This is a genomic window from Mesohalobacter halotolerans (genome assembly GCF_006120725.1).
GTDB lineage: Bacteria > Bacteroidota > Bacteroidia > Flavobacteriales > Flavobacteriaceae > Psychroflexus > Psychroflexus halotolerans.
Genome location: NZ_SWMU01000002.1, coordinates 317322 through 331590, shown reverse-complemented (window position 1 = coordinate 331590; position 14269 = coordinate 317322). Strand labels below are relative to the sequence as shown.

The window sequence follows — 14269 nt, the reverse complement described above, 5'->3', positions numbered from 1 at the left end:
TATTCCAAAATTAGACTTTTATCTTCAGTAAGTCTTTTAAAATTGATTAATTTAGCTCAAAATTTTACGTTTTATGGATAAGACATCACTCAAATTTTTAGAGCAATATTTAAACAATGCCTCACCTACAGGCTATGAATCTGAAGGGCAGAAACTTTGGATGAATTACTTAAAGCCTTACGTTGATGAATTTATTACAGATATTTATGGTACAGCTGTGGGTGTGATAAATCCTGAAGCTCAATATAAAGTAGTTATCGAAGGTCATGCTGACGAAATTTCTTGGTATGTCAATTACATTACTGACGAAGGCTTGATTTATGTAATAAGAAATGGCGGTAGCGATCATCAAATTGCGGCTTCAAAGCGAGTGAACATCCATACTAAAAATGGTATTGTCAAAGGCGTTTTTGGCTGGCCGGCAATTCACACGCGAGATAAATCTAATGAAAAAGCCCCACAGTTGGATAATATTTGCATCGATGTAGGTTGTTCTACAAAAGATGAGGTTAAAGCCCTCGGCATTCATGTTGGCTGTGTAATTACCTATCCCGATGAGTTCTTTGTGCTCAACAAAGATAAATTTGTATGCCGTGCTTTAGATAACAGAATGGGTGGATTTATGATTGCAGAAGTGGCTAAAAAATTAAAGAAAAACAACAAAACACTTCCTTTTGGACTTTATATCACCAATTCTGTTCAAGAGGAAATCGGTTTGCGTGGCGCAGAAATGATCACACAGTCTATAAAACCCAACGTGGCTATCGTCACCGATGTGTGTCATGACACAACGACTCCTATGATTGATAAAAAGAAAGAAGGACTGACCAAAATAGGGGATGGACCGGTGATTAGTTATGCGCCGGCGGTTCAAAATAATTTAAGGGAAATGTTAATTGAAACGGCAGAAAGTCATGAGATTCCATTTCAACGCATGGCGGCAAGCCGAATGACTGGTACCGATACCGATGCTTTTGCCTATAGCAATGGTGGCGTGGCTTCAGCTTTAATCTCTCTACCACTGCGTTATATGCATACTACCGTAGAAATGGTACATAAAAATGATGTGGAAGCCGTGATTGAACTTATCTACCAATCCTTACTAAACATTGATTTTGGTGATGATTTTAGTTATTTTAAGTAAGAGAGAATGTAAATCCTTACATTAGACATATTGATACAGGTTATAATTAAAGCTTTTATCAGTCATAGTGAAACCTACATCTGGCAATCGATATTTGGTTTTTTTCGTATCTGTAAATAAGTTATTGCACTCTGTCTATACGGTTAGACCTATATCCATCGTATTTGTGTCTCAAAGGTTTAGGATTGCCGCTACCCTTAAAAAGGTAACGGGCAATGTCTTTAAGTGATTATTTATTGAGATTTTGGTACGGTAACCATAAAGCCAATTAATTTCTTTTAGTGGATTTTTAAGCAAAATATACCCGCCAATGATAAATAGGATACTAGTAGAAAAAAGCCTAAAAAAATAGGATTGTAAAATAAAGGATATGGATGGTTTGAATAAATCAAATAATCCATATCCATGTGATAAAATTTTAGTTAGCCGTTTGATGTTCAATATCAATGACGAGTTCTTCAGCTTTTTTATCAAAATCCATTTTGATGTAATCGCCTTCAGAAATATCTGAATTCACAATTTTTTCAGCTAAAGCATCTTCAATGTATTTTTGAATAGCTCGATTAAGTGGTCTCGCACCGTATTGCTTGTCAAATCCTTTTTCGGCAATATATTTTTTAGCCTCGTCAGTCAAGTCAAACTCGTAGCCCATTTCTTTGATGCGTTTAAAAAGTTTATCGAGTTCGATATCAATAATTTTAAAGATATCGTCTTGTTCGAGGGCGTTAAAGATGACCACATCGTCAATTCTGTTTAAAAACTCAGGGGCAAATGCTTTTTTAAGCGCACCTTCAATAACTTTTCTCGTATTGGCATCCTCTTGTTCTTTTCTCGCTTTGGTACCAAAACCAACACCTTGACCAAAGTCTTTGAGTTTTCTTGCGCCAACATTAGAAGTCATGATGATGATGGTATTTCTAAAGTCAATTTTACGCCCTAAACTATCGGTAAGATAACCGTCATCGAGAACTTGTAATAACATGTTGAAAACATCCGGATGGGCTTTTTCGACTTCATCTAAAAGGACGACTGCATAAGGTTTGCGTCTAACCTTTTCGGTCAGTTGACCGCCTTCCTCATAGCCGATATAACCTGGAGGTGCACCAATCAATCGTGATACCGCAAATTTTTCCATATACTCACTCATATCTAAACGAATAAGTGCATCATCATTATCAAATAACTCGCGGGCTAGAACTTTTGCCAATTGTGTTTTACCAACACCGGTTTGTCCTAAAAATATAAAAGAACCAATAGGTTTGTTAGGATCCTTAAGTCCGGCGCGATTACGCTGAATTGCTTTTGAAACTTTGGCAACGGCAACGTCTTGACCTATAACTTTACTTTTTATCACTTTGGGCAATTGAGCCAACTTGTTGCTTTCTGTTTTGGCAATTCGATTGACCGGAACACCGGTAATCATAGAAATAACATCTGCAATATGGTCTTCAGTTACTGTTTCGCGATTTTCCTGAGAATGTTTATCCCATTCCTCTTGAGCAATTTCTAATTCTTGTTCAATATTTTTTTCATCATCTCTCAATTTGGCCGCCTCCTCGTATTTTTGCTTTTTAACAACAGAATTTTTGTGTTCTCTTATCTCGTCAAGTTGTTGCTCGAGGTTAAGTACCTTTTGTGGTACTTTAATGTTGGTGATATGAATTCTGGACCCGGCTTCATCAAGGGCATCGATAGCTTTGTCCGGTAAAAATCGCTCTGTCATGTAGCGGGATGTCAAAGTGACACATGCTTCAATCGCTTCATCGGTATAAGTGACGCTGTGATGATCTTCGTATTTTCCTTTTATATTGTTTAAAATTTCTATAGTTTCCTCCTTATTAGTGGGTTCTACTATAATTTTTTGGAAACGTCTTTCTAGGGCACCATCTTTTTCAATATTTTGACGATATTCATCAAGGGTTGTAGCACCAATACATTGTATTTCACCTCTTGCTAAAGCCGGTTTAAACATATTGCTGGCATCCAAGCTGCCAGTAGCGCCACCAGCACCTACAATGGTGTGAATTTCATCGATAAACAATATAATGTCATCGTTCTTTTCAAGTTCATTCATGACGGCTTTCATGCGTTCTTCAAATTGACCTCTATATTTTGTACCAGCCACTAGGCTCGCCAAATCTAAAGTCACTAATCGTTTGTCGTATAATATACGAGAGACTTTTCTCTCGGTAATCCTCAAGGCTAAACCTTCAGCAATGGCACTTTTACCAACACCGGGTTCGCCGATGAGCAAAGGATTGTTTTTCTTTCTACGACTCAATATTTGAGATACCCGTTCAATTTCTTTTTGTCGTCCTACGACGGGGTCAAGCTTACCTTCATCAGCAAGTGCTGTCAAGTCACGGCCAAAATTATCTAAAACCGGTGTTTTTGATTTTTTAGAAGTCGATCCTTTGGAAGCTTTACTGCTTTCAAACGGGTTTTTTCGCTTGTCGTTATCAGAGTCATCAGAAATTGAACTCGCCGATGGAGACTCTATAAAATCATCTTCCATACCTTTTAGAGATTTAAATTTTTCTTTCACTATATCGTAGTCTATTTTAAGTTTGTTGAGCAGTTTGGTTGTAGGGTCATTGTCATTTCTTAAAATACACAATAACAAATGCGCTGTATTAATAGAAGAACTTTGAAACAATTTAGCTTCTAAGAATGTCGTTTTTAAAGCACGTTCGGCTTGTCTGGTCAGATGTAAGTTCTTTTTCTCGTTGGAGATGTGAACTGGATTAGGCTCTGTGGGATTTAAAATCTCAACTTTACGTCTTAAATGATTCAAATCTATCTCTAAGGTGTTTAAAATATCTATAGCCATACCATCGCCTTCTCTTAAAAGACCAAGTAACAGGTGTTCTGTACCAATAAAACTATGCCCCAATCTTAAAGCTTCTTCTTTGCTGAAAGCAATAACATCTTTTACCTTTGGTGAAAAATTATCATCCATAAATTAATTATCTTTTTCCTTTAAATTATAAAGCATAAATCACGCCATACATGATAGCAAATAACAATTTTTTTGTTTAAAATACTCACAAAATAATGCTAAGTTATTAACGAATTTATAATAATTCTTTGTTAATAAAAAATTTGGAAAAGCTGAGTAGAAAGATTTTTCTTTTTAAAAATTAATTAAATTAGCAGATTGATAATTTAGTAAATCAAATTTTAAAAAATGTCAGATAAAGAACAACTTATTCCTATCAATATTGAGGATGAGATGAAAACAGCTTACATAGATTATTCTATGTCTGTAATTGTTTCAAGAGCATTGCCGGATGTCAGAGATGGTTTAAAACCTGTTCACAGACGAGTGCTGTTTGGGATGCATGAACTGGGTATCACCTCAAATAAACCCTACAAAAAATCTGCGCGTATAGTTGGTGAAGTTTTGGGTAAATATCACCCACATGGTGATACTTCTGTTTACGACACCATGGTCAGAATGGCTCAAGAATGGAGTATGCGGTATCAACTTATCGATGGACAAGGTAATTTTGGGTCTGTAGACGGCGATAGCCCGGCTGCGATGAGATATACTGAAGCTAGAATGCAGAAGTTAAGTGAAGAGATGTTATCTGACATTGATAAAGACACGGTCGATCATCAACTTAACTTTGACGATACTATCCACGAACCTACAGTTTTGCCCACTCGTATTCCTAACTTACTTGTCAATGGAGCTAGTGGGATAGCAGTTGGTATGGCGACCAATATGGCTCCGCATAATCTTTCTGAAGTTGTAGATGGCACTATTGCTTACATTGACAATAAGGAAATAGAGATAGAAGATTTAATGCAACATATCAAAGCGCCTGACTTCCCAACCGGCGGGACTATCTATGGCTATGACGGAGTAAAAGAAGCTTACAAGACGGGTAGAGGTCGCATTGTTATGAGAGCCAAAACACGTTTTGAAGAAATCAACGGCAAAGAGTGCATCATAGTAGATGAAATTCCATACCAAGTTAACAAAGCGGATATGATCAAAAAAACCGCAGATTTGGTCAATGATAAAAAGTTGGAAGGTATTTCTTTGATAAGAGACGAGTCGGATAGAAATGGGATGCGCATTGTTTATTTCTTAAAACGTGATGCTGTTCCAAATGTAGTTTTAAATACATTGTTCAAACACACTGCACTGCAGTCGAGCTTTAGTATAAACAATATAGCTTTAGTCAAAGGTCGACCACAAATGCTCAATCTGAAAGACCTGATTAGCAACTTTGTGGAGCACCGACATGATGTTGTCGTTAGAAGAACCAAATTTGAACTCAAAAAAGCTGAAGATCGCGCTCATATACTAGAAGGACTTATCATTGCTTCAGACCATATTGACGAAGTGATAGCCCTAATCCGTGCCTCAGCAAATGCTGAAGAAGCCAGAAGTAAACTTATCGAGCGCTTTGAGTTGACAGAAGTTCAGGCAAAAGCGATAGTAGAAATGCGTTTGAGACAATTGACCGGTCTTGAACAAGACAAGTTAAGAGATGAATACAACGAACTTTTGAAAACCATTGAAGATCTCAAAGACATATTGGCCAATGAAGATCGTAGAATGACTATCATCAAGGAGGAACTCGAGGAGATTAAGAAAAAATATGGTGATGAAAGGCGTTCTAATATTGAATATGCCGGTGGTGATGTGAGCATGGAAGATATGATTCCAGACGAGCAAGTCGTCATAACGATATCTCATGCAGGGTACATCAAACGTACACCACTTACAGAATACAAAACTCAAAGTCGAGGTGGCGTAGGCCAAAAAGCTTCAACGACAAGAGATGAAGATTTTTTAGAATATATCTTTGTGGGAACAAACCACCAATACATGCTATTTTTTACTAAAAATGGTAAATGCCACTGGATGCGTGTCTTTGAAATTCCCGAGGGCAGTAAAGCTTCAAAAGGTAGAGCAATACAAAACCTGATGAATATTGAAAATGACGATAAAATACATGCTTTTATCTGTACCCAAGATTTAAAAGATGAAGACTACGTTAACAGCCATTACGTCTTAATGGCAACCAAAAAAGGTCAGGTTAAAAAGACTTCTTTAGAGCAATATTCCAGACCTCGAACAAATGGTATCAATGCCATTACTATAAAAGAAGGCGACGAATTGCTATCTGCGAGCTTAACAACAGGTGATAGTCAAGTTATGCTGGCTTTAAAAAGTGGTAAAGCGGTTCGCTTTGAAGAAGAAAAAACACGACCTATGGGAAGAACCGCGTCTGGTGTTAGAGGAATTTCACTTGCTAATGATTCTGATGAAGTCGTTGGTATGATAATTGTCAATCATCCACAAGAAGAAACGGTTTTAGTGGTTTCTGAAAACGGCTATGGTAAACGAACTTATATAGACGATCCTGAAACAGGTGATCAAATTTACAGGTTAACCAATCGAGGCGGTAAAGGCGTTAAAACCATTTCTGTTACAGAAAAAACAGGAAATTTAGTATCCTTAAAGTCGGTAACTGATCAAGATGAGTTAATGATTATTAAGAAATCTGGTGTCGCCATTAGAATGTCTATGAATGAGTTGAGAACTATGGGGAGAGCTACACAAGGGGTAAAACTCATCAATATAAAAGACGGTGATGCTATTGCTGCTGTAGCCAAAATTATGGTAGAAGATGATGAGAATGACGATATCAAAGACATTGAAAGTCAAGACAATATTGATAAAGAATAAATCGAAAACAAAATATACAAAACCAAAACCTAAAATGATGAAAACTAAGATTTTTTCACTATTATTAATGTGCTTTGTCATAACAGCTTATGCACAAAAAAAAGAAATTAGAAATGCCGAAGATGCCGTTGAAGATAAAAACTTTAGCGAAGCCAAATCTTTACTAAAAGAAGTTGAAAGTACATACACCAACGAGAAAGAAAAATGGCAATCCAGATATCTGTTAACTAAAGGTAAAGCCTATTTAGCTAACGGGTTGGGGAGTTCTTTTGAAGACTTAAAGACAGCAGCTGATGCATTTCAAAAAGCTGTAGACTTAGGAGAAGATGTAGACGATGCAAAAAAAGGACTTGAAGAAGTAAGAGCCGCATTAGTCAATAATGCAGTAGAAGATCAAAAAAAACAAAAAAATCTGATTGCCGCCAACAAACTTTACAGAGCTTATGAACTTGGTAAACAAGATACGTTGTACCTGTATTATGCTGCATCGAGCGCTGTAAATGCTCAAGAATATGATTTGGCGCTCGAATACTACAAAAAGCTTTTAGATCTAGATTATGATGGATCACAAGTATTGTATCAAGCTACAAATGTTGAAACAGGAGTTGTAGAGACGTTTGGAAACAAAACCCTTAGAGATGCTTCTGTGAAATCTGGTTCGCATAAAGATCCAATAGATAATAAAACTCCTTCAAAAGCAGGTGAAATCGCTAAAAATGTTTCACTTATTTATATTGAACAAGATAAACCGGAAAAAGCAATAGCTGCAATGAAACGCGCTAAAGCTGAAAATCCAGACGATGTTGCTCTTATGCAGGCTGAAGCTGATTTATATTACAATATGGGTAACATGGAAAAATATAATGAAGTAATGTCCTTCATTGCTAAAAAGAACCCCAATGATCCAGTTGTATTTTATAATCTCGGTGTGAGTGCAGAGAAATTGAAAGATTTTGATAAAGCAAAAAAAATGTACTTAAAAGCTATTGAATTAGATCCCGAGATGGCCAATGCTTACAATAATGTCGCTAGCATTATCCTGGCTAAAGACAGAAAAATTACTGAAGAAATGAATAAATTAGGAATGTCTCCAGCAGATACTAAAAAGTATGACAAGCTAAAGGCAGAGAAAATCGATATACTTAAAGAAGCTATTCCGTACTTGAAGAAAACAATTGAGCTGGATTCATCAAACATTAATGCGATGAAATACTTAAAAAGTATTTACTATCAAACTCAAGACAATGAAAAAGCTCAAGAAATGGATAAACTCATTAAAGAAAAAGAAAGTCAACAAAACTAATTTGTAAATTCAAGTCAAAAAAAAGCGGTTGAAATATTTCAACCGCTTTTTTAGTATGAAATCATCTTAGATTAATGTGTGGACATTTTTTCCTTTTTCTTTTGTAATTGACGCTTAAGCTCATCTACACTTTTGCTAATAGCCGCTTCAAATGTTTTTTCACTAGAGGATGTAAAAACATTTTGTCCCGGAGCACTGATCTGTATATCACATATCATACCCGTTTCTGGACTCGATGTGTTTTCTTTTTTTAAATGAACTTCAGCTCTTACAATCCAGCTGTATCTGTCTTTTAGTTTTTTTAGACGTTTAGAGGTAAAAGATTCAAGTCGTTCACTCGCTGATACATGTACATAATTAAAATTGATATCCATAACTTGTATATTTTAGTTTTTACTAAGATAATAATTAATCTTTAATAATTTTAATTCATTTAGCGATTAGCTGACTATAATCATCTTTTAAAGTTTAAATTAATATATAGACTGTTGTATTAGTTTTGATTAATAGCAAAATACCATATAAATAATTTATAATGATTTAAATTTTATATCAAAAAAATATACTATCTTTTTTTGCAAGACATTTAAAAAATCCATTACTTTAACAACAAAATCAAAAAAATGACCAAACAGCAACGCCTCATCATTGAAAATGTATCACCACAACTCAACTTTGGTCTTTTTTTTATAAAGCGTGTCGTCAATGAAGTTGTCAATATCTCTGCAGATATATTTGGTGATGGACACGATGTGATCCAAGCCGAAGTTGAAGTTAACCATGTAGACAACAAGCATAATTTTATATTAAGATTAGATCATGAAGTCAACGATGTTTTTAAAGGACAGTTTTATGTTGTACATCAAGGCTACTACACTTATAAATTAAGAGCATGGGTTGATCATGCCCTAAACTGGCATCACGGGATTTCTGCAAAAATAGCTGCAGAGACTCACGTCAAAAGTGAACTTTTAGAAGGGGTTCAATATTTAGAAGTTTTACTGGACAAAATCACTAAAAAAGAAGATTTAAATTTTATTCAGGACTTGATCAAATTATTTCAAAATGAAAATCAATATCAAGAGGCTTGTGATCACGCTAAATCTGATAGGTTGAAAAGATTGTTTATTGATTTTCCAACAAAATCCTTTGCTACCGAAACTCAAGATTATCAAATTTATGTCGATAGAGATAAGGCAAGATTCAGTACCTGGTATGAGTTTTTTCCACGTTCATCATCACCAAAAGAGGCTCATCATGGAACATTTAAAGACAGTGAGCAACTTTTAGAACGCATTGCTAAAATGGGTTTCGATACTTTATACTTTCCACCTATTCATCCAATCGGAGAAAAAAATAGAAAAGGTAAAAATAATACCACTCAGGCACAACCGGACGACTGCGGCGTACCTTGGGCGATAGGTTCAAAACTCGGCGGCCACAAAAGCATTCACCCTGATCTTGGGACTTTAGATGACTTTAAATCACTCATTCAAAAAGCCAAAGCTCTGGGTATCGAAGTTGCCATGGATTTGGCATTTCAGGCCGCACCTGATCATCCATATCTTACTGAACATCCGGAGTGGTTTAAATTTAGACCAGATGGGAGTATCCAATATGCTAAAAATCCACCCAAAAAATATCAAGACATCGTCAATTTTAACTTTGAGTGTGAAGCGGTTGATAAGCTTTGGGATGAACTTTTGAGTATAGGATTATATTGGGCAAAGCAAGGCATAAGAGTATTTAGAGTAGATAACCCACACACTAAACCTTATCGTTTTTGGCATTGGTTTATAGCCGAAATAAAACGTAAATACCCGGACACCTTATTTTTGTCAGAGGCATTTTCAAGACCAAAGGTTATGCAGCAGCTAGCAAAGCAGGGTTTTAGCCAGTCTTACACCTATTTTACTTGGCGAGTTGATAAAAATGAACTGATAGAATATGTCAACGAATTGACAAAAACATCTATGAAAGAATACTTCAGACCTAATTTTTGGGTCAACACACCTGATATTAATCCCTATCACTTGCAAGGTGCTAATGAAACGATGCACGTCATTAGATATGCTCTTGCCGCAACACTATCCAGTAATGCAGGGGTTTATGGGCCGGTATTTGAGCAAATGCTTAGTGAAGGTGTTTTAGGTAAAGAAGAGTACCAGAATTCTGAAAAATATGAGATTAAACACTGGGATTGGTCTATAGAAAATAAGATCACTTTTTTGATGTCCAAAATTAACCATATTCGAAAATCCCAACCCGCATTACAGCAAACCAATTATATTGAGTTTTGCGGTATCGAAAACGAAAATCTTTTAGGCTATGTTAAATGGAATGAGGAAAAAGACAATTTAATTTTAGGAGTTGTTAGTCTTGATGCTTATTACACTCAAAAAGGCATGTTAAGATTGCCTTATGAAGTGTTAGGGTTTAATGTAGGACAACATTTTAGATTAACAGATTTAATTACAGACAATCATTACAATTGGTATGACGAGTGGAATTATGTTGAGCTAAATCCAAGTCTACCATTGCACATCTTTAAACTAGAATTGGTTTAATGTCAGACAACAAACCACATATTAATGCTATTTTTAAATATGGCTCCGCATGGGAATATATATTTGAAAACCAACGGTTTATCAATGAGTTTTGCAGTGATGTTTTAGAAGATTATATTGTTTCACAACGTTGGTACGGTGGCAAAGCAAGTGCTTTAAAATATATTGATATTGAAAGTTTTTTTAAAATTGAAAATGAAAATGATTTATTTTACGGCGTTGTTTTAGAAGTCAATTTTAAAGAAGCCTTTGTTCAAGAGTATTTTTTACCAATAGGTTTGGTTAAAGAAAAAGACTATGTAGACCATAATATCATTGCTCGGATTAATCTCAATGGTGAAAAAGGCTACCTGGTTGATGCAATACTTTTAGAATCTTTCCGGTCTCAAATTTTTGATAAAATAGTAGAAGGTAATAAGTATAAATACAATAAAGTTGAATTTCGTCGTGGGCGAAAATGTAAAGCTAGTGCTTATGAGAGCTCAAAATTCTTAAGTGCTGAACAAAGCAACACCTCTATCATTTTTAATGATAAATATATTTTAAAGTTTTTTAGAAGAGTTTACACAGATCAAAATCCTGATTATGAAATTAGTAAGTATTTGACCAATAAAGGATACTTTACCAATACACCCGGATACGCAGGTAGTATTACCATTAAATTTAGCGATAAGAATATCATGACGTTAGCATTAATGCAAGAACTTATCCCTAACCAAGGAGACGCCTGGGAGTATTTCGTCCAGAATATTGAAAAAGCATATAGAAAGCTTACCGAAAAACAATACAATGTCAAATCCTTAAACGTACTGAAAAAATACAATCAAATTAAGGTCGATGATATTGATCCAAAATTACTCAAGTGGTTTGATAGAGACATTTTTGAAGATGTAGAAAAACTTGCCCTTAGAACTGCTGAAATGCATATTACTTTAGGTATGGAGCGCATCAATGCTAGTTTTACACCTACTGCATACACTTACGATTATACGGTTTGGTTAAAGAATCGACTTATGTATATGCTTGACAACCGTATAAATCTTCTCGAAAACAACTTACACAAGCTAGATGGTATGATGGTCGAAATGGCCAACGACCTCTTAGACCATAAAAAAAAAATCAAAAAGCGGTTTTTAGATTTTGATGAGAGTCAACTTAAAAGTGAACGCATAAGAGTTCATGGCGATTATCACTTGGGTCAAGTCCTGGTTCAAGACCGCGATTTTTTTATTATAGATTTTGAAGGTGAGCCCGAAAGTACAATTAGAGATAGAAAAGTAAAACAGCCGCCGCTCAAAGATGTTGCTGGGATGTTTAGGTCATTCAGCTATGCTGTTTATGCCACGATTTTCAACAATATTGACCACTATCAACATCCGGTAAAAGACTTGTTTCACAGCGCAGAAGTTGTTTATTCTTATATGGTTGGTGTGTTTTTAAACGCCTACATTGAAAAAGTGCAAAACAATAATGTCAATATCGGTTACCTGAATGAAATTGAATTTTTATTAGAATATTGTTTGCTCGAAAAAGCAATTTATGAGTTAGGTTATGAGCTCAATGCTAGGCCACAATGGTCAATTATTCCTCTCAAAGGCATAGTAAACATTTTAAAACAAAACAACGATGAGTAAAGTCAAAGTACACAGCCTATTTACAGATTTTGATATCGATCTTTTTAAAACCGGAAAACACTTCAGACTTTATGAGAAATTAGGTTCTCACCCTATGACTGTTGATGGTGAAGAAGGAACTTACTTTGCTGTTTGGGCACCTTCAGCAAAAAAAGTATCGGTGATTGGCAACTTCAATTACTGGATAGAAGGTGAACATCAGCTCAATGTAAGATGGGATGAAAGTGGTATTTGGGAAGGATTTATTCCTGGTGTGAAGCAAGGTGATATTTATAAATACAAAGTTTTATCACATAATAATGACATCAAAACTGAAAAAGCTGACCCTTTTGCAAAACACTGCGAGCATCCTCCAAAGACTGCTTCTGTGGTTTGGAAACTGAATAAAACATGGAAAGATGGAACTTGGATGCAAAAAAGAAAAACTAAAAACGCCATCAAATCCCCTTTTTCAGTCTATGAAGTTCATTTAGGGTCCTGGAAAAAAGTTGTCGAAGAAGATCGAAGCTTAAGCTATTTAGAATTGGCTGATGACCTCGTCAAACACGTAAAATCATTAAATTTTACTCATGTTGAGTTTATGCCTATTATGGAATATCCATACGACCCAAGTTGGGGCTATCAAATTACAGGCTATTTTGCCCCAACATCAAGGTTTGGTTACCCCGAAGAATTTATGACATTGGTAGAAAAATTTCACCAGAATGATATTGGTGTTATTTTGGATTGGGTGCCATCACATTTTCCGGAAGATGCTCATGGATTAGGGTTTTTTGATGGTACACATCTTTATGAACATCCAGATAGGAGTAAAGGTTATCATCCCGACTGGAAATCTCTCATATTCAATTATGGACGAAACGAAGTTAAAGCGTTTTTAATCAGTAATGCATTATTTTGGTTAGACAAATACCATATTGACGGTCTGAGAGTCGATGCCGTGGCATCAATGCTGTATCTAGACTACTCAAGAGAAGACGGTGAATGGGAACCCAATATTTACGGTGGTAATGAATATCTCGAAGCCGTTTCATTCATCAAAGAATTTAACGAAGAGGTTTACAAAAATTACCCTGATGTACAGACCATCGCAGAAGAATCTACAAGTTATCCGCAAGTGTCTCGCCCCACTTTTCTAGGTGGTTTAGGATTTGGTATGAAATGGATGATGGGCTGGATGAATGATACTTTAGAATATTTTTCCAAAGAACCAATTTATAGAAAGCATCATCATAACGAATTGACTTTTAGTTTAAATTATGCATTTACAGAAAATTTTATGCTTCCGCTATCGCATGATGAAGTGGTCTATGGCAAACAATCTTTAGTAAACAAAATGCCTGGAGATCAATGGCAAAAGTTTGCTAATTTGAGGCTGTTATTTGGTTATATGTTTACTCATCCAGGAACCAATTTAATCTTTCAAGGTGCAGAATTTGGTCAATACGATGAATGGAATTTTCAGAATAGCCTTGATTGGCATCTGTTAGAAAATAAACTTAACAAAGGTGTCTTAAATTTAATAGCAGAACTCAATGCTTTATACAGAAAAGAAACAGCTCTACACGAACAACAATTTATTGATAAAGGCTTTGAGTGGATTGACTATAACGATGCTGAAAACTCTGTTTTATCCTATATCAGAAAAGATAAGGATAATCATAAATTGATTGTGGTTTGCAACTTTACACCGGTACCTCGTGAAAACTACAGAATAGGAATTGAAAACATAAAATCTTTGAAGCTTTTGCTAAATTCAGATGACAAAACCTACGGTGGTACCGGACATTATAAGAACAAAAACGTAAAAATAGAAAAGCTTGAACACCATAATAAAAATACATCAATTAATCTTGACTTACCACCCTTAGGATTTTTAATTTTTAAAGCTATTTAAATAAAGCAAGCCTTATA

Annotated in this window: 9 protein-coding genes; 6 read left to right on the top strand and 3 right to left on the bottom strand. The window is 35.4% G+C overall.

All coding sequences use genetic code 11. From position 1 onward, the window contains the following. The first annotated feature begins 73 nt into the window (after positions 1-73). Complete coding sequence (locus tag FCN74_RS06055; protein ID WP_138931698.1) at positions 74-1144, top strand: M42 family metallopeptidase; 1071 nt, start codon at positions 74-76, stop codon at positions 1142-1144. A 121-nt stretch (positions 1145-1265) separates the two neighbouring features. On the opposite strand, the gene FCN74_RS12195 is transcribed toward FCN74_RS06055, so the two are convergent. Then, entirely contained in the window at positions 1266-1361 is a 96-nt protein-coding gene (locus FCN74_RS12195; protein WP_246062585.1) for a type II toxin-antitoxin system RelE/ParE family toxin, read from the bottom strand. Between the two features lie 201 nt (positions 1362-1562). Then, entirely contained in the window at positions 1563-4103 is a 2541-nt protein-coding gene (locus FCN74_RS06040; RefSeq protein ID WP_138931696.1) for an ATP-dependent Clp protease ATP-binding subunit, read from the bottom strand. Between the two features lie 228 nt (positions 4104-4331). Between FCN74_RS06040 and gyrA the strand changes: the two genes are divergently transcribed. Then, the gene (gyrA, locus tag FCN74_RS06035; RefSeq protein WP_138931695.1) at positions 4332-6851 is read left to right on the top strand and encodes a DNA gyrase subunit A; all 2520 of its coding nucleotides are present in this window, start codon (positions 4332-4334) and stop codon (positions 6849-6851) included. A 37-nt stretch (positions 6852-6888) separates the two neighbouring features. Next, the gene (locus FCN74_RS06030) at positions 6889-8154 is read left to right on the top strand and encodes a tetratricopeptide repeat protein (protein WP_171047126.1); all 1266 of its coding nucleotides are present in this window, start codon (positions 6889-6891) and stop codon (positions 8152-8154) included. Positions 8155-8225: 71 nt separating this feature from the next. Here FCN74_RS06030 and hpf read toward each other — a convergent pair whose 3' ends face one another. Beyond that, positions 8226-8528, bottom strand: coding sequence for a ribosome hibernation-promoting factor, HPF/YfiA family (gene hpf, locus FCN74_RS06025; protein WP_138931693.1), 303 nt, complete (start codon positions 8526-8528; stop codon positions 8226-8228). Positions 8529-8777: 249 nt separating this feature from the next. Between hpf and FCN74_RS06020 the strand changes: the two genes are divergently transcribed. The 3 genes from FCN74_RS06020 to glgB are packed head-to-tail and all read left to right on the top strand — an operon-like array spanning position 8778 to position 14252. After that, entirely contained in the window at positions 8778-10721 is a 1944-nt protein-coding gene (locus FCN74_RS06020; RefSeq protein WP_138931692.1) for an alpha-1,4-glucan--maltose-1-phosphate maltosyltransferase, read from the top strand. Next, positions 10721-12355 (top strand): trehalose synthase, encoded by a 1635-nt coding sequence (locus tag FCN74_RS06015; RefSeq protein WP_138931691.1) that lies wholly within the window; start codon positions 10721-10723, stop codon positions 12353-12355. Before FCN74_RS06020 ends, FCN74_RS06015 begins: the two co-directional genes overlap by 1 nt. After that, a complete protein-coding gene (gene glgB / locus FCN74_RS06010; RefSeq protein WP_138931690.1) occupies positions 12348-14252 on the top strand; it encodes a 1,4-alpha-glucan branching protein GlgB in 1905 nt (634 codons plus the stop codon). Before FCN74_RS06015 ends, glgB begins: the two co-directional genes overlap by 8 nt. Positions 14253-14269: the final 17 nt, after the last annotated feature.